Source organism: Methylobacterium sp. GXS13 (assembly GCF_001455965.1).
Taxonomy (GTDB): domain Bacteria; phylum Pseudomonadota; class Alphaproteobacteria; order Rhizobiales; family Beijerinckiaceae; genus Methylobacterium.
Genome location: NZ_LKKO01000025.1, coordinates 220,067 through 243,398, shown reverse-complemented (window position 1 = coordinate 243,398; position 23,332 = coordinate 220,067). Strand labels below are relative to the sequence as shown.

The 23,332-nt window shown below is 70.4% G+C and carries 31 protein-coding genes and 1 pseudogene; 16 read left to right on the top strand and 16 right to left on the bottom strand.

Annotated features, from left to right (window positions below; genetic code table 11):
• Positions 1 to 2: 2 nt before the first annotated feature.
• The 5 genes from AO398_RS09500 (at position 3) to AO398_RS09480 (ending at position 3,663) form a co-directional block, all read left to right on the top strand.
• Entirely contained in the window at positions 3 to 437 is a 435-nt protein-coding gene (locus tag AO398_RS09500; RefSeq protein ID WP_058191797.1) for a heme-binding protein, read from the top strand.
• Between the two features lie 67 nt (positions 438 to 504).
• Positions 505 to 1,371: an alpha/beta hydrolase gene (locus AO398_RS09495; protein WP_058191796.1), complete on the top strand. Its 867-nt coding sequence runs from the start codon at positions 505 to 507 to the stop codon at positions 1,369 to 1,371.
• A 514-nt stretch (positions 1,372 to 1,885) separates the two neighbouring features.
• Positions 1,886 to 2,194 carry a hypothetical protein gene (locus AO398_RS09490; RefSeq protein ID WP_058191795.1) on the top strand — a complete coding sequence of 103 codons (309 nt, stop codon included), beginning with the start codon at positions 1,886 to 1,888 and terminating at the stop codon, positions 2,192 to 2,194.
• Between the two features lie 262 nt (positions 2,195 to 2,456).
• Complete coding sequence (locus tag AO398_RS09485) at positions 2,457 to 3,134, top strand: carbonic anhydrase (RefSeq protein ID WP_058191794.1); 678 nt, start codon at positions 2,457 to 2,459, stop codon at positions 3,132 to 3,134.
• Between the two features lie 232 nt (positions 3,135 to 3,366).
• A complete protein-coding gene (locus AO398_RS09480) occupies positions 3,367 to 3,663 on the top strand; it encodes a hypothetical protein (RefSeq protein ID WP_058191793.1) in 297 nt (98 codons plus the stop codon).
• A gap of 22 nt (positions 3,664 to 3,685) precedes the next feature.
• On the opposite strand, the gene AO398_RS09475 is transcribed toward AO398_RS09480, so the two are convergent.
• The 3 genes from AO398_RS09475 to AO398_RS09465 all read right to left on the bottom strand — a co-directional run bounded on the left by AO398_RS09475 (position 3,686) and on the right by AO398_RS09465 (position 5,987).
• A complete protein-coding gene (locus AO398_RS09475; protein ID WP_058191792.1) occupies positions 3,686 to 3,904 on the bottom strand; it encodes a hypothetical protein in 219 nt (72 codons plus the stop codon).
• Positions 3,905 to 4,105: 201 nt separating this feature from the next.
• Entirely contained in the window at positions 4,106 to 4,750 is a 645-nt protein-coding gene (locus tag AO398_RS09470) for a hypothetical protein (RefSeq protein ID WP_058191791.1), read from the bottom strand.
• 136 nt (positions 4,751 to 4,886) lie between these two features.
• Positions 4,887 to 5,987 (bottom strand): replication protein RepA, encoded by a 1,101-nt coding sequence (locus AO398_RS09465; RefSeq protein ID WP_058191790.1) that lies wholly within the window; start codon positions 5,985 to 5,987, stop codon positions 4,887 to 4,889.
• A gap of 731 nt (positions 5,988 to 6,718) precedes the next feature.
• On the opposite strand from AO398_RS09465, the gene AO398_RS09460 reads away from it, so the two are divergent.
• Together AO398_RS09460 and AO398_RS09455 are read left to right on the top strand one after the other, a co-directional pair.
• A complete protein-coding gene (locus AO398_RS09460) occupies positions 6,719 to 7,546 on the top strand; it encodes an RNA methyltransferase (RefSeq protein ID WP_082643214.1) in 828 nt (275 codons plus the stop codon).
• Positions 7,547 to 7,673: 127 nt separating this feature from the next.
• On the top strand, positions 7,674 to 7,928 hold the full coding sequence (locus AO398_RS09455) for a hypothetical protein (protein WP_058191789.1): 255 nt from the start codon (positions 7,674 to 7,676) through the stop codon (positions 7,926 to 7,928).
• 128 nt (positions 7,929 to 8,056) lie between these two features.
• Here the strand turns inward: AO398_RS09455 and AO398_RS09450 are convergent, their stop codons facing one another.
• Complete coding sequence (locus tag AO398_RS09450; RefSeq protein WP_058191788.1) at positions 8,057 to 8,935, bottom strand: polysaccharide deacetylase family protein; 879 nt, start codon at positions 8,933 to 8,935, stop codon at positions 8,057 to 8,059.
• Positions 8,936 to 9,081: 146 nt separating this feature from the next.
• Here AO398_RS09450 and AO398_RS09445 point away from each other — a divergent pair, with 146 nt between their 5' ends.
• Together AO398_RS09445 and AO398_RS09440 are read left to right on the top strand one after the other, a co-directional pair.
• Entirely contained in the window at positions 9,082 to 10,518 is a 1,437-nt protein-coding gene (locus tag AO398_RS09445; RefSeq protein ID WP_058191787.1) for an MFS transporter, read from the top strand.
• 174 nt (positions 10,519 to 10,692) lie between these two features.
• Complete coding sequence (locus AO398_RS09440) at positions 10,693 to 11,553, top strand: amidohydrolase family protein (protein ID WP_058191786.1); 861 nt, start codon at positions 10,693 to 10,695, stop codon at positions 11,551 to 11,553.
• 119 nt (positions 11,554 to 11,672) lie between these two features.
• Here the strand turns inward: AO398_RS09440 and AO398_RS28800 are convergent.
• A pseudogene (locus AO398_RS28800) lies at positions 11,673 to 12,542 on the bottom strand (methyl-accepting chemotaxis protein); the annotation flags it as partial.
• Between the two features lie 176 nt (positions 12,543 to 12,718).
• On the opposite strand from AO398_RS28800, the gene AO398_RS29020 reads away from it, so the two are divergent.
• Entirely contained in the window at positions 12,719 to 12,919 is a 201-nt protein-coding gene (locus AO398_RS29020) for a hypothetical protein (RefSeq protein WP_201025737.1), read from the top strand.
• 8 nt (positions 12,920 to 12,927) lie between these two features.
• Here AO398_RS29020 and AO398_RS09425 read toward each other — a convergent pair whose 3' ends face one another.
• The 6 genes from AO398_RS09425 to AO398_RS27405 all read right to left on the bottom strand — a co-directional run bounded on the left by AO398_RS09425 (position 12,928) and on the right by AO398_RS27405 (position 16,756).
• Positions 12,928 to 14,337, bottom strand: a complete 1,410-nt coding sequence (locus AO398_RS09425) for a TAXI family TRAP transporter solute-binding subunit (protein WP_058191785.1) — start codon at positions 14,335 to 14,337, stop codon at positions 12,928 to 12,930.
• Between the two features lie 140 nt (positions 14,338 to 14,477).
• Positions 14,478 to 14,861, bottom strand: a complete 384-nt coding sequence (locus AO398_RS09420) for a CsbD family protein (RefSeq protein WP_058191784.1) — start codon at positions 14,859 to 14,861, stop codon at positions 14,478 to 14,480.
• A 64-nt stretch (positions 14,862 to 14,925) separates the two neighbouring features.
• Positions 14,926 to 15,129, bottom strand: coding sequence for a CsbD family protein (locus AO398_RS09415; protein WP_058191783.1), 204 nt, complete (start codon positions 15,127 to 15,129; stop codon positions 14,926 to 14,928).
• Between the two features lie 83 nt (positions 15,130 to 15,212).
• Positions 15,213 to 16,136: a hypothetical protein gene (locus AO398_RS09410; RefSeq protein WP_058191782.1), complete on the bottom strand. Its 924-nt coding sequence runs from the start codon at positions 16,134 to 16,136 to the stop codon at positions 15,213 to 15,215.
• Between the two features lie 46 nt (positions 16,137 to 16,182).
• On the bottom strand, positions 16,183 to 16,530 hold the full coding sequence (locus AO398_RS09405) for a CsbD family protein (RefSeq protein ID WP_058191781.1): 348 nt from the start codon (positions 16,528 to 16,530) through the stop codon (positions 16,183 to 16,185).
• 67 nt (positions 16,531 to 16,597) lie between these two features.
• Positions 16,598 to 16,756, bottom strand: coding sequence for a CsbD family protein (locus tag AO398_RS27405; protein WP_082643213.1), 159 nt, complete (start codon positions 16,754 to 16,756; stop codon positions 16,598 to 16,600).
• A gap of 616 nt (positions 16,757 to 17,372) precedes the next feature.
• Here AO398_RS27405 and AO398_RS09400 point away from each other — a divergent pair.
• From AO398_RS09400 to AO398_RS09375, 6 genes are all read left to right on the top strand, one after another.
• On the top strand, positions 17,373 to 17,555 hold the full coding sequence (locus tag AO398_RS09400; protein ID WP_058191780.1) for a hypothetical protein: 183 nt from the start codon (positions 17,373 to 17,375) through the stop codon (positions 17,553 to 17,555).
• A gap of 165 nt (positions 17,556 to 17,720) precedes the next feature.
• Positions 17,721 to 18,014: a hypothetical protein gene (locus AO398_RS09395; RefSeq protein WP_058191779.1), complete on the top strand. Its 294-nt coding sequence runs from the start codon at positions 17,721 to 17,723 to the stop codon at positions 18,012 to 18,014.
• Entirely contained in the window at positions 18,011 to 18,241 is a 231-nt protein-coding gene (locus tag AO398_RS09390) for a hypothetical protein (protein WP_058191778.1), read from the top strand. The genes AO398_RS09395 and AO398_RS09390 overlap by 4 nt, the downstream gene beginning before the upstream one ends.
• Positions 18,242 to 18,403: 162 nt before the next feature.
• On the top strand, positions 18,404 to 19,366 hold the full coding sequence (tal, locus tag AO398_RS09385) for a transaldolase (protein ID WP_058191777.1): 963 nt from the start codon (positions 18,404 to 18,406) through the stop codon (positions 19,364 to 19,366).
• Positions 19,367 to 19,497: 131 nt separating this feature from the next.
• On the top strand, positions 19,498 to 19,746 hold the full coding sequence (locus AO398_RS09380; protein ID WP_058191776.1) for a hypothetical protein: 249 nt from the start codon (positions 19,498 to 19,500) through the stop codon (positions 19,744 to 19,746).
• A 46-nt stretch (positions 19,747 to 19,792) separates the two neighbouring features.
• Entirely contained in the window at positions 19,793 to 20,029 is a 237-nt protein-coding gene (locus AO398_RS09375) for a hypothetical protein (RefSeq protein ID WP_058191775.1), read from the top strand.
• Between the two features lie 141 nt (positions 20,030 to 20,170).
• Here AO398_RS09375 and AO398_RS29015 read toward each other — a convergent pair whose 3' ends face one another.
• The 5 genes from AO398_RS29015 to AO398_RS09360 all read right to left on the bottom strand — a co-directional run bounded on the left by AO398_RS29015 (position 20,171) and on the right by AO398_RS09360 (position 23,209).
• Complete coding sequence (locus tag AO398_RS29015) at positions 20,171 to 20,311, bottom strand: hypothetical protein (RefSeq protein ID WP_201025736.1); 141 nt, start codon at positions 20,309 to 20,311, stop codon at positions 20,171 to 20,173.
• Positions 20,311 to 20,544, bottom strand: a complete 234-nt coding sequence (locus AO398_RS09370; protein WP_058191774.1) for a hypothetical protein — start codon at positions 20,542 to 20,544, stop codon at positions 20,311 to 20,313. The genes AO398_RS29015 and AO398_RS09370 overlap by 1 nt, the downstream gene beginning before the upstream one ends.
• Before the next feature lie 121 nt (positions 20,545 to 20,665).
• Entirely contained in the window at positions 20,666 to 20,824 is a 159-nt protein-coding gene (locus AO398_RS29010; RefSeq protein ID WP_201025735.1) for a hypothetical protein, read from the bottom strand.
• Between the two features lie 176 nt (positions 20,825 to 21,000).
• Positions 21,001 to 21,864, bottom strand: a complete 864-nt coding sequence (locus tag AO398_RS09365; protein WP_058191773.1) for a class II aldolase/adducin family protein — start codon at positions 21,862 to 21,864, stop codon at positions 21,001 to 21,003.
• Positions 21,865 to 21,904: 40 nt separating this feature from the next.
• Positions 21,905 to 23,209, bottom strand: coding sequence for an MFS transporter (locus AO398_RS09360; protein ID WP_058191772.1), 1,305 nt, complete (start codon positions 23,207 to 23,209; stop codon positions 21,905 to 21,907).
• Positions 23,210 to 23,332: the final 123 nt, after the last annotated feature.

Below are 23,332 nucleotides of genomic sequence, written 5' to 3'. Positions count from 1 at the left end.
CGATGCGCCCCACCACCCGTCCCGCAGCCCGGCTCACCCATGCGGCAGCGCTGACCGCCCTCCAGGCGGCAATCGCCCACGCCGAGGCGATCGGGGTGCCGGAGAACGTCGCATTGGTCGATGCCGACGGCAACCTGCTCGCCTTCCTGCGCATGGACGGCGCCAAGCTGCTGTCCCGCGAGAGCGCGCTCGCCAAGGCGGTGACCGCCGCCTCGAACGGCGCGCCCACCGGCCGCCTCCCCGCCGATCTCGCCGTGACGGTCGCCCTCGCCTCCGGCGGGCGGCTGACCAACCTGCCCGGCGGCCTGCCGATCGTGATCGACGGGGCGTGCCTCGGCGGAATCGGGGTCGGTTCCGGCACCAGCGACCAGGATGTCGCGGTGGCCCGCGCCGCCCTGCGGGCGATCGCCGCCCAGGTTCCCGGCACCGCGCTCTGACCCCGGCGCCTCGACCCAGGTCCGGCGGCCTGTCATGGTGTGGCGGGAGGCCGGGAGACACCCCACGATGGTTCTGGATTTCCGCCTGGACGATCCGACCCCGGCCGATCCGCGCCGCCGCTGGGCCGCACTCGACCGGGACGCCCGCAGCGCCTGCTACGACAACACCCGCGCGGTCGCCGACAGCGCCGTCCAGGTGGCCGCCCGCGACGCCGCCTCGGCCGCCTACCGCGCCGCGCATCCGGCCGGTCTCGACATCCCGTACGGCCCGGGCGCCCGTAACGCCCTCGACCTCTACCCGGCCCGCGACGCCTCGGCCCCCGCCTTGGTCTTCCTCCACGGCGGCTACTGGCAGCGCGGCGCCCGGGAGCTGTTCGCCTGCTTCGCCGAGGGGCCCAACGCCGCCGGCTGGTCCGTGGCGCTGGTCGGCTACACCCTCGCCCCGGAGGCGAGCCTGACCCGGATCGCGGCCGAGATCGGCGCGGCGCTCGACTGGATCGGCAGCCACGGACCCGCCCATGGGATCGGCGGCCCCCTGGTCCTGGCCGGCTGGTCGGCGGGCGGGCTGCTGACCGCCCTGCATCTCGGCCACCCGGCCATCGCCGCGGGCCTCGCGATCTCGGGCGTCTACGATCTCGCCCCGATCCGCCAGACCGCCCTCGACGACAAGCTGCGCCTCACGGAAGCCGAGGTCGAGACCCTGTCGCCCCTGCGCCTGCCCGTGGTCGGCAAGCCGCTCTGCCTCGCCTATGGCAGCCGCGAGCTGCCGGCCCTGATCCACGATGCCCGCAACCTGCACGCCCTCCGGGCGGCGGCCCATGCGCCGGGGCCCCTGCTGCCGGTGCCCGGCGCCGAGCATTTTTCGGTGCTTGGCGAGCTGCGCCGGCCGGGCGGGATCCTGGTGCGGGCGGCACATGCGCTGCTCGGAGGCTGAACCTCCAGCGCCGCGCGACGCCGGCGTCGTGGCACCGCTAAGCGTTGCTGTTCGGCCGAAACCCGTCCCCCTGAAGAAGGCTGGCCTGCTGGGTGATGTCCCGCACCTGCTCGGTCTCGACGGGTCCGGTCCGAAGCCGGTCTCGTCCGGCTCGCCCCCTCCCCGCCCCGACCGCCGCTTGGGACCGGCCGGCCTCGATCCCGCCATGACGCTGCGGCGCGCATTCGGTTGATGCGGCTCAGAGCCTCGCACGCAACGCCGTGGCACCGTCCCATGGGAGGGAGAGCTCCCGGGAACCGGGCGTTTTGTGCGAGGCTCTTAATCCCTCCGTTCGGCGAGCGCCTGAGCGACGCGTGCGGTCTCACACCAAGTAAATCAAAGAAAAGGATTAAATTTTACATCAATCTACTGTGCTTATCCGCACATCTACTTCGATCGGAACCGGCTATGTTGGGTTCATCGGCACAGGACGCGGTGTCCCGGGCCACCACGACGAACACGGGCGGAGCCTCGAATGACGCGCATCACAACTCAGCGCTTCCTGACCCTCGGCCTCCTGGCCGGTGCCCTCGCCCTGCCCATGGCGGCTCAGGCCGGCGAGGGCCCGGGCGGCAGCCGGCAGGCTGCCGGCGGCGGCCACATGAGTTCCTATGTCAGCGATCCCTCCCACGATCCGCGCTCCCTGCATTCGCAGCGCGTGGGCAGCGGTCAGCTCCTGGGTGCCCCGATGGTGCATGACAGCGGCCACGCCACGGTCGCGCGCCGCAGCGTGATCGATCCCCATTGGGCGTCCGGGCATGCGGAGCGCCGCGGCCGGCGCTGAGGCACCCCGAGACCGCCTCGCGCATCCTCCCGAACCCGATATCCGGGCGCTGCGCGAGGCCTTGAATTCCGCGTCGTCCCCAAAGCCGGAAACCCGCTTTCGGGACGCCGCGCGAGAAGCCCGTCCGGCGACCGGCTCGCGATCCCCCCACATCCCCCCGCCCGAATCCGGCACGCAGCGTCGAGCCGGCGCGGTGCGCGCGCTCCCACGTGCCCCCTGTCCGGCCTCTCCAGCCCAATCCCCTGCCGCAGAGACAGCATCCGTGAACAGCATCATCCAGGGCATCGCCAGCTTCCAGGGGAGCGTCTTCCCCGGCCAGCGCCAGATGTACCAGCAGCTCGTGCGCGACGGTCAGCACCCGAGCGCCCTGATCATCGCCTGCGCGGATTCCCGGGTCTCTCCCGAGCACATCACCCAGGCCGGGCCGGGCGACCTGTTCGTCTGCCGCAACGCCGGCAACATCGTGCCCCCGGCCTCCGACGTGGTCGGCGGCGTCTCCTCGGCGATCGAGTACGCCGTGGTGGCCCTGGGGGTGCGCGATATCGTGATCTGCGGCCATTCCGATTGCGGCGCCATGAGCGGCCTGATGAAGCCGGACCTCCTGAAGAAGATGCCCAGCGTCGCGGCCTGGCTGCGCCACGCCGAGGCCGCCGAGCGCATCGTCTGCGAGGCCTATCCCGAGGGTATGGATCCGCAGGAGCGCCACCGGGCCCTCGCCCTGGAGAACGTGGTGGTGCAGCTCGCCAACCTGCGCACCCATCCAAGCGTCGCCGCCGGCCTGGCCAAAGGTTCCTTACGCCTGCACGGCTGGTTCTTCGAGATCGAGTCCGGCGCGCTCCTGGCCTATGACGGCGCCACCGGACGGTTCCGTCCGATCGCGGACGCGGACATGCCCGTGGCCCAGTCGCCCCTGCCGGGGGACCGGATGCGGGCGGCGTAAGCGCCAGCCCTGTCCGCTCAAACCGGACAAAGTCGTCGGCCCACCGACGATTGATCGCCAGTGGGCCGACGACTTTGTCCGCCCGTATAGAGCCTTCGATCCACGATCTTGGCATCCGGTTAAGCCTGAATCTTCGCACCCTTTTAAGATGCCGTCGCCACACTCGCGCTGTCCGGCCGTCCCGTAAGCCCGGGATCGGCCGGACGTGCGTCCTCGGCAGGGAGCTTCGTCGATGTTCAGGTTCCTCGCGGCCCCGATCGCCTGCCTGGTCCTGACCGGGGCTGCGGCCGCACAGGAGCGGACCGACGGCCTCCGGCCGGTGGCGGCAAGCCCGGGTCCGGAAGCCGAGCCACGCCTCCTGCTCGACAGCCTCGCGCTGCGTCACCCGGAGCCCGAAGCCGCCCAGACAACCTCGGCCCTGAAGATTCCGGCGGACCTGCCCAAGGAGGCGCTCCGGGCAGCCCCCAGGCCCTGGTGCGCGCAGGACAGGCGCGTCGGCACCGGCGCCGGCTTCTGCCTGATCAACTGACGGTCCAGTACCTGCGGGGCGCTCAGGACGCCGCGGAGACCGCGCTCGGGCCCATGACCGCGTCAGCCTCGGGAGCGCAGTCGAGGGAGGCGACGAGCAGCACCAGGACGGCGGCCAGGATCGCCGCGGCGGCGAGCACCCGGGTCAGGATCTCGGCATGTCCGCGCGCGGCATGGATCACGGCACAGCCCAGCGCGAAGGCGCAGACCTGCGCGGCCGGTACGGCGAGAGCCGCCGTCATGGGCCCGCCGCCGGACCCGCGGAGCGGGATCGCGCGTCGCTGTGCATGGCTCACGATCCTCAATCCGCCCCGAGGGAGACGATCCGGGACCGTATGGACGGGTCCCGCGGCGGCGCGTCCCCCATATGGGTCAGGCCCGGCCGGGATCGGCACCGGGTCACACGAGCGTCACGGCATCGTGACTGCCGGCCTTGCCGTCCCTCAAGCCTCCGGATCGTAGCTCTGCCCGGGTCTGGAATCCCCGGCCAGGGCGTAGGTGGCCTCGGCGACGCGGCGCAGGGGGCCTCCCGGGCCGGACCGCTTCCACAGGCGGGTGTTGAGAGCCGCTACCGGATCGCGCCCCGGCAGGGTGAAGCCGCGGGCCACGAGAATCTCCAGGATCTCGCCCGCGTGCAACGGCCGGCCCGCCTCCAGGATCCCCGCGCAGGCCGCCTCCACCAGCGCGCGTCCGTAGCGGCGGGCGGCCGCCGCATCCTCCGTGAAGGCGATTGCCGGCGGGATCCCGTCCGCCTCCTCAGGATGCGCTGGGCCGTGTCGGGTCTCGCGCGGTGGGGGATCCCAGGCCTCGAACCCGGTCGGGTCCGAGACCGGCCGAGCCCTGCGCGGCAGGCCGGCATCGACGGGCGTGTCGTGGGCCACGACCGCCGCCGACTCCGGGGCGGGGCGGGCAGGATGGCCCGGTCCACCCCGCCCCCGATCGGCCGGGGCCGGTCCGCCCACCGACCCGCTCAAGCGCCGGCCGAGTTCCAGGTAAAGCACGAGATCGGCGATCTCCCGGTCGAGCGCCTCCCGCTGCCGGCGCAACGCGGCGAGCCGCGCTTCGATCTCGTCCTCTGACAGGCTCATGCCTCATTCCCTTCAGCGCGAGGGAACATCTACCGCATTCCGATTAGCCTGGGAATACCTTGAGCCGTTCCATTCCCAAAATTGAAGGGAACGCGATGGAATAGACAGGGTATGGACGGCATTCCATATGGGCCCACTAAATTCCCTGCCGACGCGCTTTCATTCCCTTCGTGGAAGCCGGGCGCGGCGGTACCAGCAGCGCGCTCGGATCGGCCGGGTGCAGGGTCAGGCCGCCATCGTCGAGCACCATCGGCAGCCGCGGAAACACCTCGCGCAGATGCGCCAGATCGGCCTTGAAGGCCTGCCGGAAACTGCGGATCGAGGCGTTCTCGGCCCCGAACTGCGCGTGCAGGTTGTTCCAGGTCAGCCGCAGCGGGCGCGGCAGGGCGCGCAGCCGGTAGCCGGTCCAGAACAGCAGGTCGAGCTTGCGCGCCGAGCCGGAAAACGCCCGCGCCGCCCGCACGTCCACCGGCAGCGCGTGCTTGATCAGCGTCTCGTAGAATTCCGGGTCGAACCGCACCGTCCGGCCCGCCTCGTCCTCGCCCTCCCCGGCCCGGGGCTTCCACAATTCCAGGCTTCGGAACGGCGGGACGTTGAGGGTGGTGGCGCTGTCGCGCCCGTCCCAGAGGCCGATCTGCATGGTGCAGGCGGCCAGCCGGTTCAGCTGCTCCTTGAACTGCCGGATGGTGCCGCGCTCGCCGCCGGTCACCGCGAAGCCCATCTCGCGCATGAGGGCCGAGAGCGTCTCGGCGACCTTCACGGTCGGGCTGCGCTGGCGTACCGCCTCGGTGCAGAGGTGCAGCAGCACCAGCCGGGCCTTCGGCCCATAGGGCAGCCCCTGGGGCTCGAAGGCGCCGGTCTCCGGATCCTTGATCCGCCCGGCCATCAGGCTCAGCGAGTTGCGCCCGTAGGTGCGGGTGAATTCGCGCACCGGTCCGGGGTCGCGATAGGGCAGGCCGCAGAGCGCCAGCACGGAATGGATGTGCTGCAGGCTCGACGGCACTGCCGGCTCGCTCTCGATGACGAGGCGCACCGCGTCGCGGCGGCGCTGGTCGCGCGACAGCTGGGCGCGGCGGAGTTCCTGCTCCCCGAGAACGGCGGCCTCGGCATCGCGCGCGCGCTGGCGGTGCAGCACGTGCTCGACGATCTGCGCGAACAGGAAGCCGCCGCGTGCCGCCTCGATCTCGGCTCGCAGATCCGCATCCTGGATCGCGGCGATCTTCTCCTCGATGCCCATCGCCCCTCAGTCCGAGCCGCATGCGGGCGCACCGCTCCGGAATGCGGAGGGGCGGCCCGATCCTGCCATGCCACGATTCACCGGCCGGGGCTCCGGTTCGATCGGGCTTGTCCCGGCAATCCACGCTTCCCCGGGGAGCACGCGATCGGCTGCGGCGCAGAGTTGCATACGCGCGGATCGGGGCCTTCGACCCACGCAGAGTTCGATACGCCCGGGCTTCAGCGTTCTATCCCCACATTCCACCGCTCCGAGCCCGAATCCGCGCCGAATCCGATACGGGACCGCGCAGAATCCGATACGCGCACCAGCCGGATGCCCGCAGACTCCGATACGGCACAGCGCAGAATCGCATGCACACCTGCGCAGAGTTGGATACGAAGAACACACTCAAACCTTTGTCCGGAATGATGAAATCGGCACTGCATATAGTCTTCCGAACTGACTCTCTGAAAGATTCCATCTTGATATTTTTCCTACTTAATGGCGCGGATGTTCGCTCTGAAGAACACAGCTGGTTCCGTCGATAGTCACATGGTTTGAAGGGAATATCCCGGATCCATCCACAGACCGGGGTTGCTTGGGATGGGGGCCTCGGAAGATCGAACCCGGCCCCTCACGCCGATGCGGTCTTTCAAGTGGCCTCGGCTTGACGTGGACGGTGCCGCCCGGTTTCTCGGAGCGACCCATTCAAGAAAGGCCGTGCCGATGCTCCCCTCTCCGATCGCTCTCCGATGACCGGCCGTCGCACCGACGGCCGCCCCGGCGGCCCCCGTTTCGGATCGCGAGCCGGCTTTCGGCCCGGCGGCCGTCCCGGCGGATCCGGACCACATCCCGAATCCGGCGCAGCCGACGGCTCCGCCGTGCTCTACGGCTGGCACCCGGTGGTTCAGGCCCTGGGCAACGCCGAGCGCGGATTGCACCGGCTGCTCGCCACCGAGAACGCCGCCGCCCGGCTGGCCGAGGAATTCGGCGACGCCCTGCGCATCACCCCCGAGCTTGTGCGGCCGAGCGAGATCGGCCGTCTGCTCGGGCCGGACGCGGTCCACCAGGGGCTGTATCTCGAGGCCGAGCCCCTGCCCGCCCCCGCCGCCGACGACCTGCCGGCCGATGCCCTGCTGCTGGCGCTGGATCAGATCACCGACCCGCACAATGTCGGGGCGATCGTCCGCACGGCCGCGGCCTTCGGGGTCGCCGGCATCGTCACCACCGTGCGGCACGCGCCGGGCGCCACCGGGGTCCTGGCGAAATCCGCCTCGGGCGGCCTGGAGCACGTACCCTTCGTCACCGTCCGCAATCTGGCGGAGGCGCTGATCGAGCTGGGCGAGCGCGGCTACACCCGGATCGGCCTCGATTCCGATGCGGCGGCGAGCCTCGACACACTCACCATCGCGCGGCCGCTGGTGATCGTCCTCGGCGCGGAGGGCAAGGGCCTGCGGGAGCGGACCCGGACCTGCTGCGACGTCCTGGCCCGGATCCCGTTCTCGGGGGCGATCCGAAGCCTCAACGTCTCGAACGCCGCCGCCATCACCCTCTATGCGCTGGGCCGCCCGCCGGCCTGAATGGCGTTCGGATACGGACCGGAAACCAAAAGGCGCCCCCCGAATCGGGGCTACGACCTAGGCAATTCCAGCATCTTGCAGTACATGAACGCCTTGAGGGGGGCGTGGGCTGGTAGGCGTACGCCGGATGCTGGACGATGCTTTTACGTATGGGGGCGGGGTCGCCAGCCTGATCGCGGTCGGCGTGTGGCTGTGGCTTGCCCGGCGGGCCTTCCCGAGCTTCGAATCCTTCGTGAAGGGTTTTGACGACGAGCTGCGTCTTGGCGCCAGCCCGGAGGAGCACGCCCGCAACGCCCGCTGGTATCAGGTCCGCCAGGCGGCCGTGGCGCTCACCGCCGTGGCCGCCCTGTGCCTGTCGATCGGCCTCGCGATCCCCGACTGAACGACGCGAATCCCGGATTCAAAAGGTCGAGACCTTTTGCGGGTGCGGGCGGAGCCCGCCGTACTCAGGGGCTCCGCCCCCAAACCCCGCCAAAGGGCTGAGCCCTTTGGAAACCCCGTCTTTGGCGGTCAGGCAATGGCCGCGGCGATCGCGCCGGCCGTGGTGATCCAGATCCGGTCCCGGTGGGCCGCGATATGGCCGAGCGCCGCCCGGAGGGGCCGCAGCCGGTGGGGCTGGCCGACGATGTACGGGTGGAGCGCGATGCCCATCACCAGCGGTGCGGCGGCGGATTGCTCCAGCATCTCGTCGAAGGCGTCCACGATCGCGTCGGCGAACTGGCGGCCGGTCTCCTTGCGGGCGACGATCGCCGGGATGTCGTTGAGCTCCTGCGGATAGGGCACGGCCAGGATCCGGCCGCCGCCCCGGGTCGCCATCCAGGTCGGCTGGTCGTCATGGCACCAGTCGAGCAGGTAGCGGTAGCCGGCCTCGGCCAGCAGGTCGGGCGTGACCCGCGACTGCGAGATCCAGGGCCCGAGCCAGCCGGCGGGCGCCCGGCCCTCCTCCCGGGTCAGGATCGCGGTGGCCTCCGCGATCAGGGCGCGCTCCTCCGCCTCGGGCAGGGTGCCCTGCCGCTCGGCATTGGTGCGGCCGTGGCCGACGATCTCGTCGCCCCGGGCCCGGAACGCCTCGATCAGGCCCGGGCAGTCCCGGTAGAGCCGGCTGTTGACCAGCACGCTCGCGGGCAGGCCCAGGGCGTCGAGGGTCTCCCGCAGCCGCCAGGCCCCGACCCGGTTGCCCCAGTCGCGCCAGGCGTAGTTGAGCACGTCGGGCTGCGGCCCGCCCGGGGCCAGCTCCGCCCCGAGCCCCGACCCGAAATCGAAGGTTTCCAGGTTGAGCCCGACATAGACCGCGAGCCGCTTAGCCCCGGGCCAGTCGTAGGCCGGCCGGTCCGGCAGGGCGCTGTAGCGGTAGCGGCCGTGCTGCGCGGCCGAGGGAGCATCATTCATCGCGGGTCCAGTGTCCGGAGGCAGCCGACCAGATAGGCCGGATCCGGGCCGCCGACACCGCGCGCCTGTTCCGACGGGCGGCCCTGCTGTACCGGAGCGCATGCGCGACCGCCTGCGGCGGTCCGGATGTCGAGGGAGAATCCGCTTTGCAGCCTGTCGCCGATCCGACGGCCAACCCACCGCGCGAGGACGGGCGCCCGGTCGTCTCGGATATCGCCGCGCGCCTCGAACGGCTGCCGATGTCGCGCTACCAGCGAAAAATCTTCGCGATCATCGCCTCCGCGTGGCTGGTCGACCAGATCGACGTGGCACTGCTGACCTTCCTGCTCGGCTCGATCGTGGTGGCTTTCGGGCTGACCCCCACGGAGGCCGGCCAGCTCGCCGCCATGACCTTCGCGGGCCAGCTCGTCGGCAACATCGTCGCCGGCACCGCCTCCGACCGGTTCGGCCGCAAAGCGGTGTTCCAGGTGACCATGGTGGTCTGGGGCCTGGCGAGCCTCGCGGCGGCCACCGCCTGGAGCCTGCCCGTGCTGATGGCCTGCCGGTTCCTGATCGGGGTGGGCGTCGGCGGCGAGGCGCCGGTGGCGCAGGCGATGGTCTCCGAGATCGTCCCGGCCCCCGTGCGCGGCAAATACATCGCGATCCTGGAGGGATTCTGGGCGGTGGGCTACGTGCTGTCGGGGGCGATCAGCTTCTTCGTGCTGCCCTATCTCGGCTGGCGCTGGGCCTTCGTGGTGGTCGGCCTGCTGTCCCTGGTGGTGCTGGCGGTGCGCCGCTCCATGCCCGAATCGCCCCGCTGGCTCGCCGAAGCCGGCCGCCACGCGGAGGCCGAGGCGGTGATGGCCACGATGGAGCGCGCGGTCGAGCGCGCCACCGGCCGCCCCCTGCCCCCGGTCACCCCGCCGGTCGCCGCCGCGGTGGCGGAGACGGTCCCGGCTCCCCGGCTGAGCGCGGTGGCGACCCTGTTCGCGCCGGCCTACCGGATGCGCACCGTGATGGCCTTCGGGCTGTGGTTCTTCGCGCTGATCGGCTTCTTCGGGCTCAATTCCTGGATCGCGGTGCTGCTCAAGGAGCGCGGCTTCTCGATCGTCGGCTCGGTGGGCTTCGTGACCCTGATCACGCTCGGCGGCATCCCGGGCTTCGCCACGGCGGCATGGCTGCTCGAGCGGATCGGCCGCAAGCCGACCACGGCTCTGTTCCTCGTCTGCGCGGCGGCCGCGGCCTGGCTGTACGGCAATGCCGGCGGCGAGCCCGTACTGACCGTCGCCGGCCTCGCGGTGACCGGGCTGTTCGTCGCCGGCTTCGTGATGCAGTTCTTCATGTTCGGCATGTGGAGCTGCCTCTACGCCTACACGCCGGAGCTGTACCCGACCCGAGCCCGGGCCACGGGGGCCGGGTTCGCCTCGGCCTTCGGGCGGATCGGCGCCATATTGGGGCCGATGATCGTGCCGGTGCTGGTGCGGGATTACGGCCCGGCCACCGCCTTCCAGGTCGGTGCGGGCGGCTTCCTGATCGCCGCCCTGCTGGTGCTCACCCTCGGGGTCGAGACGCGCGGCAAGGTGCTGGAAGCCGTCTCGCATTGACGAGACCCGCCTGCCAGGGACGAGATCGGGTTTCCAAAGGGCTCAGCCCTTTGGCGGGGTTCAGGGGCGGAGCCCTTGAGCGCACGGCCCGAGGCCCGATAGCAGGGCTCCGCCCTGCACCCGCACAAGGTCTCGACCTTGTGGATCCAGTCACAACCATGGAGTCCCCAAAAAATGCCTGTCGTGGACATGCGCAGCCGGCCGACCTTCCTGCACAAGTTCTTCGGCGCCGAGCCGGACACGCCGGAATTCGGCGTCGCCCGCTGGCTGAACGCCCGGGTCGGCAGCCGCGAGGTCGAGCACTTCACCCGCGGTGCGACGATCGACGGGTTCCGTGCCGAGATGGACGGGGCCGGGATCGACGTCGCCGTGATGGTCGCCCGCTCGGTGCCGGGGGTCCGGATCTCGAACGACGCCCTCGCGCAGGCCGCCGGGCACGATCCGAAGCGGCTGATCGGCATTGCGTCGGTGGATCCGGTGAAGCTCGGCCGCAAGGCCGCGGTCGCCGAGGCCAAGCGTGCCGTGACCGAGCTCGGCTTCAAGGGGATCAACCTCGATGCCGGCTTCTACCGCGAGGGCATGCGGGCCGACGACGAGCGGCTGATGCCGCTCTACGAGCTGTGCGAGAAACTCGCGGTGCCCGCCTTCGTGATGTCCGGCCCGACCACACCGGACCTGCGCCTCAACGATCCCCTGGCGGTGGACCGGGTCGCCAAAACCTTCCCAAAGCTGCCGATCGTGTGCTGCCACGGGTTCTACCCGCACGTCGCCGAGATGGTGACCGTGGCCTTCCGCAACGAGAACGTGTTCGTCTCCCCGGACATGTACACGTTCGCCCCCGGCGGCGGCCTCTATGTCGAGGCGGCGAACGGCTTCATGAAGGACCAGTTCCTGTTCGGGTCCTCGTTCCCGTTCCGGCCGATGCGCCAGGGCGTCGAGGATTTCCGCGGGCTCGGCCTGTCGGAGGAGGCCCTGGACGCCGCCCTGTGGCGCAACGCCGACCGCCTGCTCGGACTCGGCCTGGCCCAGGGTTAGTCCCGGGTTTCCAAAGGGCTCAGCCCTTTGGCGGGGTTCAGGGGCGGAGCCCTTGAAAACAGCGGGCTCCGCCCGCACCCGCAAAAGGTCCCGGACCTTGTGAATCCGGGACTTTGCCGTCAGGCGGCCCGGACGTTGGCCAGAAAGTCGCCGACCGCGCCGCGCAGGGCGCTGGCCTGGCGGGTCAGGTCGCTGGCGGCGTCGAGCACCTGGGACGAGCCGTGGCTGGCCGTGTCGGCCGCCTCGCCCACGCCGGCGATGTTACCCGAAACCGCGCGGGTATCCTGCGAGGTCTGGCCGGTGGTGCGGGCGATCTCGGCGGTGGCCGCGCCCTGCTGCTCGACCATGGCGGCGATCTCGGCCCCGATCCGGGCGAGGTTGCGGATCACCTCGGTGATGCCGCCGATCGACCGGACCGAGGCCTCGGTGGAGCCGGTGATCTCGGCGACCTTGGCGGCGATCTCTTCGGTGGCCTTCGCGGTCTGGCCGGCGAGATTCTTGACCTCGGCGGCCACAACGGCGAAGCCGCGGCCCGCCTCCCCGGCCCGGGCCGCCTCGATCGTGGCGTTGAGCGCCAGCAGGTTGGTCTGGCCGGCGATGTCCGAGATCATCGCGACGATCTCCCCGATGCTGCCGGCGGCCTGCGCGAGGCGGCGGACCTCCCCGGCCATGCCGTCCGCATCCCGGGTGGCAGACGCCGCGAGGTCGGCCGAGGCCCCGACCTGCACGCCGATCTCCCGGACCGAGGCGGTGAGTTCTTCGGTCGCCGCCGCCACCGTATCGGCCGAGCGGGCGGCCGAATCCGCGGCGCCGGCCACCGCCCGGCTGAGGTCGGTGGTGTCCTGCGCGGCCCGGGCCATGCCGTGGGCGGAGGCTTCCAGCTGCTCGGCGGCGGCCGAGACCGCCTCGACGATGCCGCCGATCTGCCGGTCGAAGCGGTCGGCCAGGCTCAGGGCGGCGGTACGCTGCGCGGCGGCGGTCTCCGCGGCGGGCTGGGGGGGACGCGGCGCGCGCCGCCGCCACGCGCATCGCCGCCGGCCTCGGGCTGACGCTGGACGCGGCCATCGCGGGCCTGCGCGGTTCCCGGCCCGGGCCGGATCCGGAGCCGCCGCGCAGGAAGCCACCGCCGCGGCGGCCCTTCGCGTGGGCGCAGCCGAAGGAGCCGGTGAAGCCGATCACCGTCGAAGAGTTGCGGCGCCAGAAGGCGGAGACGGAGGCGTGGAAGAAGCGGGCCGCGGCCTCGGTCGAGCTCAAGCGGAAGCGGGAGCGGGCCGAGCAGGAGGCCTACGCCGCCGAGCAGCGCGCCGCCCAGGCCGAGCGCGACCGGGAATGGGCCGCCGCCCAGGCCCGCCGGAAGGCACCCTGAGGTTCGGGTCAGGCCGTCTCGGGTCCGGCGGTGACGGTCTGGCCCGCCAGCGCCGGGGCGTCGTCGCCGTGGCGGCCGGCGGCGATCACGCGCTTGATCGTCGAGCGGGCGGCGTCGATGGCGATGGCCGCGGCCGACAGGGTCCGGGCCTCGGTGGGCCGCTCCAGGGCGTGCCGGGCGATGTCGCCGGCCAGATCGTCGATCTCGCGGGCGAGCATGATCAGGCGTTCGGGATCGGGCGCATCCTGCGCCTCCTGCCGGATCGCCAGGAGCCGGTCGGTCGCCTCCTCGATCCGCTCGCGCCGCAGCCGCGAGAGCCGCTGCCCGACCCAGGCGACGCCCGAGCCGATGCCGCCGCCCAGGAAGGCGACGAGATAGATCCAGGTCTCGTAGCGCTCGACGAAGCTCTGCTGCTCGCGCTCGAAATAATCGACCGCCCCCGGATGGATCGGCAGCCGCGCGCTCGTGGCGCCCGCGGTGCTGTCATAGGCCGGGGCCTGGACGTAATCGGCGGCCGAGGTCGCGTTGGCCATGCCGCTGCGCAGCTCGAACAGGTGCTGGGTCACGTCCGCCGCCCCCGGGCGGGACAGGCTCGCACGCGCCATGAGCCGGTAGGAGGCGCCGACCGTGTGCACGTCCGCCTCCGGCACCTTGGGCCTGCCCCCGAAGGTCTCGGCCGGCATGCTCACCATCTGGAGGCGGGGCATCCGGGCCACGATGGCGTCGGCATTCTCCACGTCGACGAAGGCGACCTTCCCGGTGGGGCTCACCGCCTGGACGCTTTCGACGATGCGCTGCGCCGCCGGGGCGGTGGGGGCGATCACCGAAACCACGGCGTCCACCGCCTTGCGGGTCAGGGCGGCGGTCAGGTCGGCCTCGCCGACCTCCACGAGGGCGACCTGCCCGGGCGGGAGCGGTCCCGTGCTGTCCTGGCCGGCCAGCGTCAGGCCGTAATGGGCCAGCATCGACCGGATCAGCGTCTCGTCGGCGTCCCGGTGGGCGAGGATCGCGAGGCGCTTGCGGTCGAGATCGGGAAACGCCGTGATGCCCGAGGCCTCGGGCGAGGCGATGATCATGGCCTGATCGCGCAGGATGGCGAGGGTCAAGCCGTTATCCGGCAGCGCGACGTCGGGTCGGACCACGGCCAGGTCGGCCCGGCCGTCGCCGAGTGCCTCGGCGCTGTCGCGCACGTCGTCGAAGGGCAGGATCTTGAGCCGGATCTCCTTGTGCCGCTTCGCCAGGGCGTCGGCATAGGCCTGGATCACGGCCGGCTCGGTGCCGGCCTCGCGGGCGACCGCCACCGTCAGCACCGTCGCGCGCGAGGCCCAATAGGCCGCAGCGGCGGCGAGACCGAGCCCGATGGCGAGGATCAGAAAGACGATCTCCGGGCGCAGGAGCAGCGTGCCGAACCGCCTCATCGGCCGTGCCCTTCCCCGTCCAGGACCGGAACCCGCCCGACCTCTGCGGACGAGGCCGGGCGTCGGTCGGATCTCGGCTCTATCCTAGCGCCTGATGGTTTCGGAAAACCGGTTCCCACGTTTCCGCATCAGGCGCGATATCAGCGGCCGCGGCGGCTCAGCCAGCCGGCCACGAAGGCGAGCGCGGCGATGCCGAGCAGGGTGCTGCTGCGGTTGGTGTCGGCGTAGCGGACAGCCTGGCGGCCGTAGGTCTCGCCGCGGCGGCGGGCCTCGCGGGCGTAGCGGCGGCCGTCATCGATGAGGTGGTCGGCACGCTCGGAAGCGGCTTGAGCCAGGTGCCGGCCATCCTCGGCGAGATCCTCGGCCCGGTCGCGGGCGCGGCCGTAGACGTATTGCGCGCCGCCGGCCACCTGATTCACGGCGCCGCGGACCTGCCGGCCCGCATCGCCGGTGAGGCCACCAAGGGTGGTCTGGGCCCGGCCCTTCACGTGACGGGATGCGCCCTCGATCTGGTCGCGGTTCATGCTGCTCTCCTGGTTTCACGGTTGATCGGGACGGGACCGGCGCTGCCGGCCCCGCCGATCGGCCTCAGCTCCGGCCGGTGACCTTGTCGGCCAGGTTCTTGGCGCCGTCCTTGACGTCGCCCACGGTCTTCTGCGCCTCGCCCTTGAGCTCCTGCGCCTTGCCCTCGGCCACGAGCTTGTCGTTGCCCGTCACGTTGCCGGCGGCTTGCTTGACGTTGCCGACGGCCTCGTTGGCCAGGCCCTTGATCTTGTCGGTGGTGCTGCTCATCGAAACTCTCCTTCAGGGTTGCGTCATGGCCGGCTTGTGCCGGTCGGGAGGGGTCCCTGCCGGAGGGCGGGGACCGATGGGGATCAGGCGCGGCGGGTCTCGTAGGCGCCGAGCAGGCTGACGGGCTTGGGGGCTCCGAAGCGGCCGCCCAGGAAACCGGCGAGCGCACCGAGCACCAGCGCCAGGGCGGCGTAGAAGGCGCCCTGCGTGGCCGCGGACTTCGCGGCGACGGCGGCGGCTTCAGCCTTCTGCTTGGCCGTGGCGACCGCCTGGTCGTACTGCTTCTCGTAATCCTGGACCTGCTGGCGGGCCTGCTCGACCGGGATGTTCTGCGCCTTGGCGAGGGCGTCCGCAGCCCGGGCCTCGGCCTGCTGCTTCTGGGCCGGATCGCCGGTGAACAGGGCCTTCACGGCCGCCACGGCGGCATCGCGGGCCGCCTGCGGGTCCTGGCCGGCGGCCTGCTGGCGCACCGTGCTCTCGATCCCGTCGAGCGGGTTCGTGATCTTGGCGAGCGAGGGCGCGGCGGCCTGGGCGGCCGTCTGGACCGTGCCGCCGACGAGGCTGCCGGCCCCGCCCAGCGTGCTGGTCACGCCGCTGAAGGCGCCGCCGATGAGGCCGCCGACCGCGGAGGTAAGAAGGTAGAGCACCACCAGGGTCGTCACCGCCCAGGAGACCAGACCGTGCAGGCCCGCCGTCCCCGGCAGCGGCTTACCGGACAGCCGCCCGGCGATGGCGCCGCCGACCAGAGCCGCCACGATGCCCGAGGCCACGAACCAGATCCCGGCGCCCATGGAGGCGGTCGAGGCGGCGGGGTTGTCGGCGGCCACGGGGCCGAAGGACGCCAGGCCCACGCCGGCACCGATCAGGTTCAGGATCACCTGGGTCACCAGCGCCGTGGTGGCACCGGCGAAGATCGCGCCCCAGGAAACCTGGTTCAGCAGGACGTCGCGCGTCTCGGCGGTCGCTCCTGCGGCCACGGGGGACGCGGTGGTCTGGATGGTGGTCACGCTGTTACTCCGGGTCGTCGGTCGTCTGTGGACGTGGAAGCTGGGATCAGTCGCGGCTGGCGCTGATGAGGAGGCCGAGGCCGAAGCCGGCGAGGCCGGCGACCAGCAGGGAGGCGAGCGGGTACTCGGCGACCTGATGGCTTACCTCGCGGGTGCCGCGGCGCAGGTAATGACCACCGCGCTCGTAGGCCTCCTCGGCGTAGTCGGCGGCCTCATCGGCCGCGTGCCGGACCGTGTCGCGGGCCTGGCCGTAGAGGTTCTCGGCCTGTCCGCTGGCCTCACGGAAGCGGCCCTCGACGGAATCGGTCCGCGAGCCGGTGAGGTCGCCGACCGCACCCTGTTCCTTGCCGCCGAATTCCTTCGCGGCGCCCGTGATCCTGTCGATATCGACCATCTCGTTCTCCGGTTGAACTTGGTTCGTGGCGAACGGCACCGGGGGTGGCGCCCTTCGGAAACGTGGCTCAGTCGTCACGGGGCTCGGCCGGCCTGGATGGCCGGGGTGCCCGCTTCTGACGCTTCCCCTCGGCCGCGATCCGGGAATCGCCGGTGAGCTTGCCGATGGCCTCCTTCACCGAGGCCTGGAGGTGCTCGGCGGACGGGACTTTCGTGCGTTCGGTCATGGGCACCTCGGCGGGCTTCAGCAGACCCCGGACCGGACATCAGATGTGCGCGACATTCGCGCGTTCAATGGTACAAAAGGACTAGATTTTTAGACGAAAGAGACGAACTTCAGCAGGGGATTTTGCGCGAGACCCGGCCTGGGCGATCTCGAATATTTGTATGGATCGGCCCCGGGATTCGGTGTCGATCGGCCAGACCTTCTGTCTTCGACGCATGCCGTCACGACCTGTCCGGCTCCCCTGACGTTGATCCCTGCCCTGTCGGCAGCGGGGCTCAAACGGGTTGCGCACAAGCAGGTTCCCTGACCTACGTTATTTTTACTGGTATGCCTGCATCACTGACGCGGTTGTTATCGATCAGAAATGGTCTCCCGCCCGTCGATAGCCGGAGATCGCCGGCCGATTCAGGCGTCGTCCCCCGTACGGTGCCGGTCCAGGCGGCCCATCGGCCTGCATCGGAACGCGCAGGCCGGAACGGTTTGCGGACCGTCGGGCCATGCGTCATCGGCGGCATGCATCCGTTCGACGGACCGTGGATATTCAGGAGCGCTGATCCGTTGGCCGTATCTGCGGAGGTTGGTCAGTCCCGCCACCGGCGGATGAAGGATCAACCCCAATGACACTCTTGATGTCGGTCGCACTGGCCCTCGCGGTGCTCGGCGCGCTCGTGACGCATTCCGCCTATCGCTTCGCGCCGGTCACGAACAAGTTCGCCGGCTGGGACGTCGCCTTCATGAGCGGCATCAGCGTCACCGCGCTGGGCAGTCTCGGTGCGTTGCTGCTGATCTTCACCGCCTGACGGCCCGGATCCCGGGACACCCCGGCCGATGCATAAGGCCACAGGGGCGGACCCATCCGACCAACGGCCTGTTCCTTTCACATGGTCAACGCGCACGCTGCCGCCGAACACCCTTTCGGTGGCACGCGCTTCAGCCCCCGCACGGCGGGGCAACGAGGATCCAAGATGGCAGAACAACTCTCCGGCCAGGACGGCCGGCAGGGCAAGCGCGGCCGGCCCGCGCTCATCGTCCTGATCGCCAGCGTCGCGCTCATGGTCGCCGCACTGGCGGGGCTGATGACGTGGCAGGGCGCAAGCTCGCCGCCGGATTACGCCAGCCAGAGCCAGGCGGCCTCGCGCAAGCAGGTCACCGGCAGCGAGAACGGTACCGGCGGTGCGACGTCGCCTTCGAACAGCAGCGCGGTTCCGGGCGGCAACCCGTCCTATCCGCAGCCGGCCGCGCGCAGCGCCAATCCGTGACCCGACACGATCACCGGTGCGCGGCGGAGATCTGCCGCGAGCAGGGCTGGAACGTCGGGACCTGCCTCGTCGGTGATGCCGGCTACGGCCCCACCGTGATCCAGATCACCGCGGTGGGCGACAGGATCATGCTGGCCAAGATCGTCAGCCACGGCTGTGTGGCCGTCGCCTACAACGAGGCGCAGGCGTGGTCCCTGTCGCTGCGCAACTGGCGCGCGGTCGGCTGATCCGACGCCGGTGTGCTACGGAGCGGTCCGGGTGCGCCCACCGGGCGATTCGGCTGGAACCGTGCGGCGCCGAAGCCTCCCGGACGCTTAGTATGGGTCCGGGAGCGCGGGCGCGGCGGTCCGACGGCATCGCCGACCAAGGGCCAATCTACGAGGTACGCCATGACATCGCTGCTCGATCAACTCCGCGCCATGACCGTGGTGGTCGCCGATACCGGCGACATCGGCGCCATCGAGAAGCTGAAGCCGGTCGATTGCACCACCAATCCGTCGCTGCTTCTGAAGGCGGCCAGCATGGAGGGTCTCGCCCCGATCGTCGACGAGGCGGTGGCCTGGGGCAAGACGCAGGGCGGCGAGACCGAGGATGTCGTCCAGGCGGTGGCCGACAGGCTCGCCGTGTCGGTGGGCTACGAGCTGACCAAGCTGGTGCCGGGCCGCGTCTCCACCGAGGTCGACGCCAACCTGTCGTTCAACACCGACCGGACGCTGGAGAAGGCCCGGGCGATCGTCCGCGCCTACGACGAGCGCGGCGTGTCGCGCGACCGGGTGCTGATCAAGATCGCCTCGACCTGGGAGGGCATCCAGGCCGCCCGCGTGCTCCAGCGCGAGGGCGTGGACTGCAACCTGACCCTGCTGTTCTCCCTGGTCCAGGCCATGGCCTGTGCGGATGCCGGCGTGTTCCTGATCTCGCCCTTCGTCGGCCGGATCACCGACTGGTACGCCAAGGCCGAGGGCAAGACGTTTTCGGGCGCCGAGGATCCGGGCGTCCAGTCGGTGCGGGCGATCTACGCCGCCTACAAGGCGCGCGGGATCAAGACCGTCGTGATGGGCGCCTCGTTCCGCACCATCGGCCAGATCCAGGCGCTTGCCGGCTGCGACCGGCTCACCATCTCGCCCAAGCTCCTGGAAGAGCTCGCCGCGACGGAGGGCCGCCTCCCCCGCGCCCTGTCGCCCGACTCCTACGGCGAGGCGCCCGAGGTACCGGCGACCGACGAGTTCTCGTTCCGCTGGGAGATGAACGAGAGCGCCATGGCGACCGAGAAGCTCGCCGAAGGCATCCGGCAGTTCGGCAGCGATCTCCGTGCGCTCCACGCGCTCATCCGCGAGCGGCTCGCGCGCGGGTGATCTGAGCGCGTTCCTATGCCAAGAGGCAGGCCGGCCCGGAACGCCGCCGCGGCCCGCGCGTCGCCGGTGGATCGTTCCGGACGACCGCCGAGTTTAATCCCCGCCGCATCTGCCGCGGTTCGGAGTGTGCCGTGTACAATCCCTTCTTCTCCTGGATGATGCTGGCGATCGAGGCCCAGCGCGTTGTCGAACTGCGCCTGGTCCGCCTCGCCTGGGGCGGCAGCGAGGGGATGGCCGAGGCGCAATCCATGGTCACGGAGAAGATGCAGGCCGCCGGCGAGGCCATGACGACGCTGATGACGGGCGGCTCCCCCGAGACGGTGATCGCCCGCTACCGCGAACACGTCGCGTTCAACACCAAGCGCCTCACCGCGGCCTGACCCTCGGGTTATCACTCCACGTCAGGAACGGAATACGACGTCTGCCATGATCGAGCCGAACCAAACCGCCTTCATCGTGAAGGTCGCGCGCCGGGACGAGGACGCCCCGGACTGCCTGCTGACGGTGTTCTACGCGGTGATCGCGGACAATCCCGACAGCGGCGTTCAGATCGTCAAGGAGGCCGTGAAGGACGGCGCCGAGGTCACGCTGACCGAGGTGCGCCTATCCCAGGCCACCGCCCAGGCCATCGACCTGCGGCCCGGCTACGCGCGGGCGCTCTGAGGCGGACTGGCGGGGATCGCTTCGGCTTCCACGCCCACCCGTGTTGAGGGGCGAAATCGGATGGGCGTGGAAGGCCAGCGATCGGCTGGTGCAGTCTGGGTAGATCGACAGGGTTAACGATTCCTTGCGATCGATACCCGCTCAGGAATGCGGGGCAATCCAGCCCAGGACCGTCGCGCAGCGCTCAGCCTGATGGCGGGTCAGCCCGGAGGCCACGGCCGCGCCGTTGCGATAGACCACGAAGGTGCCGTCATCGGTCGCGCGGATCTTGATCGAGGCCATCATACGCCTCCCGCGGCGAAGGTGTGAAGCTGGGTCAGGCCGGCGGAGGTGATCTGCCAGATCGCGCATTCGTCGCCGTGACCGACCCGCTCCAGATGGCCGACGCTTTCGAGGGCGGTGAGCCGGCTGTGATCGGCGGGCCAGGACGCGTTCGGCTTCCGCTGGATGGAAATCTGATAATCGCCGGATTCGGCCGCCTTATTGAGCAAGCGGCGCGTGTGATTGACCAGCATTGGCACTCCGGGGCGGCTCCAATTGGGACGCATTACTTACGTACAGGCTGGCCTATATGGTCAAGCTTGGCAACCCCGCCCCGCGAAAACCCGCTGGATCGTTCCGGCCGATCGGCGCGGATCAGGACGCCAGCGCCAGATCCGCACCGGCGCAGCCCAGCCCCGCCAGGAACAGGCAGCCGCCCATCCCTTCCAGGAGGGCGCGGTACCGGGGCGCCCACAGGGATGCGGCGGCCAGGCTGGTGCCGGCGACCACACAGAACACACCCAAACCCATCATGACGGCCTCTCCGACGCCCCGCGACGGGAGGACGACACGTTTCAAGCCGGAAAGGTTGCCGACCGCGCAGGTTGTCGACAAGCAAATCGGGCGCCGACAGCAGAAGGGCCGACCGTGCGGCCGGCCCTTCGCGCAGAGGCGATGCGTTCGCGACCGGTACCGGGCCGGCGCCGGCCTTATTCGAACATGTCGGGCTGGGTCGCGGCGATGTGGCTGTAGAGCGTCTGGAAGTGCAGCCAGCCGATATAGTCGCTGCCGACATGCTCGCGGCTGTAGCGGGCGGTCTTCTCCGACAGGAGCTGCGGCTTGATGCCGGTCGCCTCGACCAGGAGCTGCTGCTTGCAGGCCCGTTCCAGGGCGATGAACCAGAACGCCGCGTCATCGATGCTGTGGCGGCTGCAGGTGAGCAGGCCGTGGTTCTGATGCAGCACGCCGCGGTTGCGGCCGATCTGCTGGGCCACCGAGAGGCCGCTCGCCTTCTCCACCGCCACGGCGCCGGCCGAGGCGCCGATCACCGCGTGGCTGTTGTAGAAGGCGGCCGCGTCCTGGCTGATCATGTCCAGCGGCCGGCCGGTCGCGCACCAGGCGGTGCCGTAGGTCGTGTGCGCGTGGCACATCGCCATGACGTCGGGATGCTCGTCGTGCACGGCGGCGTGGAGCACGAAGCCGGCGCGGTTGATCGCGTAGCGCCCCTCGACCACGTCGCCCTTGTGGTCGGCGAGGATCAGGTTCGACATGCGCACCTGCGAGAAGTGCACGCACATCGGGTTGGTCCAGTACAGCTCCGGACGCTCGGGATCGCGGATCGTCAGGTGACCGGCGAAGCCGTAATCGAAGCCGTGCATCGCGAAGGCGCGGCAGGCGGCCACGAGATGCTGCTTGCGGTATGCGCGCTCTTCGGCGTGGTTGGCGAACTGGGGGATCTCCGGGAAGATCAGGCCCGCCTGCTCGGGCTGGTAGATCGAGGTCCGCTTGCGGCCCGCGCTGTCGTTGGGCAGGTCGATGGCGATGTCGCTGTCGTGGGCATGGTCGTCCAGCATGACGGATCCTTTCGTCAGGGTGAGGGAGGGGTGAGAGGGCTCAGCGGTTGACCAGGCGCTTGGGCATCGTCAGCGCGAGGAGGCTGCCGATCGCCAGACAGCTGGCCAGCGTGTAGACGCCGAGGCTCGTGGACTTGGTGGTGTCGATGATCCAGCCGATCAGGTAGGGGCTCACGAAGCCGGCGAGGTTGCCGACCGAGTTGATCACCGCGATGCCGGTGGCGGCGGCCGCCCCCGCCAGGATGGCGGTCGGCAGGCACCAGAATTGAGCGAGCGTCACGAGCACGCCGATGGTCGCCACGGTGAGCGCGGCTTCGGCGATGACCAGATCCGTGCTGAACCGGATGCTGACCAGCCAGCCCACCGCCCCGATGAGCCCGGGCACCACGATGTGCCAGCGCCGCTCCCGGGCCGCATCGGACAGGCGCCCGACCGTGATCATCGCCACCGCCGCGGCGCCGTAGGGCAGCATCGTCAGGAACCCGATCTGCAGGGGATCGGCGACCCCCGCGCCCTTGATCAAGGTCGGCAGCCAGAATCCGACGCCGTAGAGACCCATGATGAAGAAGAAGTAGATCCCGCAGAGCAGCCAGACCCAACCGCTGGTGAAGCCGTCGCGGAAGCGATGCGCGGCCACGGAGGCGCCGTCGGCGGCGACGTTGCGGGCCAGAAGCGCCTTCTCGTCGGCGGTCAGCCACGTCGCCTTCGCGATGCCGTCGTCCAGATAGGCCAGGACGCAGAACCCCAGGATGAAGGACGGCAGCGCCTCGATCAGGAACAGCCACTGCCAGCCCGCGAGGCCGCCCGCGCCGGAGAAGGCGTTCATGATCCAGCCGGATACGGGGCCGCCGACCAGGCCGGCGATCGGGATGCCGGTCATGAACAGCGCGATGATGCCGCCGCGCCGCTCGGACGGGTACCAATAGGTCAGGTACAGGATGACGCCTGGAAACAGCCCGGCCTCGGCGACGCCAAGCAGGAACCGCAGCACGTAGAACCAGGTCGGCGACGTCACGAACATCATCGCCGCCGAGATGACCGCCCAGCTCAGCATCACCCGGGCGATCCAGATCCGGGCGCCGACCTTGTGCAGGATCATGTTGCTCGGCACCTCGAACAGGAAGTAGCCGATGAAGAAGATCCCGGCGCCGAGGCCGTAGACCGTCTCGCTGAACTGCAAATCGCTGAGCATCTGCAGCTTGGCGAAGCCGACATTGACGCGGTCGAGATAGGCCGCGACGTAGCAGGCGAACAGGAATGGCACGAGCCGCCATGTGACCTTGCGGTAGACCCGCGTCGTCTCGTCGATACTGGGCTCGACGAGGGTCATCACCCCCTGGGCCATGGCGTTAACTCCCCGGACATTATTGGTATCAGAGCCGTCTACGCGGCGTGTCCGGCACTATCGTGCCCCGTCGCGGCGTTGACAAACGACGATTTTTCACTGTTTTCGTGAATCCAATTCACG

Coding starts and splice junctions, on each gene's coding strand:
- AO398_RS09455 (WP_058191789.1), top strand. CDS start 7,674: ATGCTGGACGATGCTTTTACGTATGGGGGCGGGGTCGCCAGCCTGATC.
- AO398_RS09425 (WP_058191785.1), bottom strand. CDS start 14,337: ATGAGGCGGTTCGGCACGCTGCTCCTGCGCCCGGAGATCGTCTTTCTG.
- AO398_RS27405 (WP_082643213.1), bottom strand. CDS start 16,756: ATGACCGAACGCACGAAAGTCCCGTCCGCCGAGCACCTCCAGGCCTCG.
- AO398_RS09360 (WP_058191772.1), bottom strand. CDS start 23,209: ATGGCCCAGGGGGTGATGACCCTCGTCGAGCCCAGTATCGACGAGACG.
- AO398_RS09375 (WP_058191775.1), top strand. CDS start 19,793: ATGATCGAGCCGAACCAAACCGCCTTCATCGTGAAGGTCGCGCGCCGG.
- AO398_RS09490 (WP_058191795.1), top strand. CDS start 1,886: ATGACGCGCATCACAACTCAGCGCTTCCTGACCCTCGGCCTCCTGGCC.
- AO398_RS09465 (WP_058191790.1), bottom strand. CDS start 5,987: ATGGGCATCGAGGAGAAGATCGCCGCGATCCAGGATGCGGATCTGCGA.
- AO398_RS09370 (WP_058191774.1), bottom strand. CDS start 20,544: ATGCTGGTCAATCACACGCGCCGCTTGCTCAATAAGGCGGCCGAATCC.
- AO398_RS29010 (WP_201025735.1), bottom strand. CDS start 20,824: ATGATGGGTTTGGGTGTGTTCTGTGTGGTCGCCGGCACCAGCCTGGCC.
- AO398_RS09460 (WP_082643214.1), top strand. CDS start 6,719: ATGACCGGCCGTCGCACCGACGGCCGCCCCGGCGGCCCCCGTTTCGGA.
- AO398_RS09365 (WP_058191773.1), bottom strand. CDS start 21,864: ATGCTGGACGACCATGCCCACGACAGCGACATCGCCATCGACCTGCCC.
- AO398_RS09470 (WP_058191791.1), bottom strand. CDS start 4,750: ATGAGCCTGTCAGAGGACGAGATCGAAGCGCGGCTCGCCGCGTTGCGC.
- AO398_RS09405 (WP_058191781.1), bottom strand. CDS start 16,530: ATGGTCGATATCGACAGGATCACGGGCGCCGCGAAGGAATTCGGCGGC.
- AO398_RS09500 (WP_058191797.1), top strand. CDS start 3: ATGCGCCCCACCACCCGTCCCGCAGCCCGGCTCACCCATGCGGCAGCG.
- AO398_RS09495 (WP_058191796.1), top strand. CDS start 505: ATGGTTCTGGATTTCCGCCTGGACGATCCGACCCCGGCCGATCCGCGC.
- AO398_RS29015 (WP_201025736.1), bottom strand. CDS start 20,311: ATGGCCTCGATCAAGATCCGCGCGACCGATGACGGCACCTTCGTGGTC.
- tal (WP_058191777.1), top strand. CDS start 18,404: ATGACATCGCTGCTCGATCAACTCCGCGCCATGACCGTGGTGGTCGCC.
- AO398_RS09450 (WP_058191788.1), bottom strand. CDS start 8,935: ATGAATGATGCTCCCTCGGCCGCGCAGCACGGCCGCTACCGCTACAGC.
- AO398_RS09400 (WP_058191780.1), top strand. CDS start 17,373: ATGACACTCTTGATGTCGGTCGCACTGGCCCTCGCGGTGCTCGGCGCG.
- AO398_RS09475 (WP_058191792.1), bottom strand. CDS start 3,904: ATGACGGCGGCTCTCGCCGTACCGGCCGCGCAGGTCTGCGCCTTCGCG.
- AO398_RS09480 (WP_058191793.1), top strand. CDS start 3,367: ATGTTCAGGTTCCTCGCGGCCCCGATCGCCTGCCTGGTCCTGACCGGG.
- AO398_RS09420 (WP_058191784.1), bottom strand. CDS start 14,861: ATGAACCGCGACCAGATCGAGGGCGCATCCCGTCACGTGAAGGGCCGG.
- AO398_RS09395 (WP_058191779.1), top strand. CDS start 17,721: ATGGCAGAACAACTCTCCGGCCAGGACGGCCGGCAGGGCAAGCGCGGC.
- AO398_RS09415 (WP_058191783.1), bottom strand. CDS start 15,129: ATGAGCAGCACCACCGACAAGATCAAGGGCCTGGCCAACGAGGCCGTC.
- AO398_RS09440 (WP_058191786.1), top strand. CDS start 10,693: ATGCCTGTCGTGGACATGCGCAGCCGGCCGACCTTCCTGCACAAGTTC.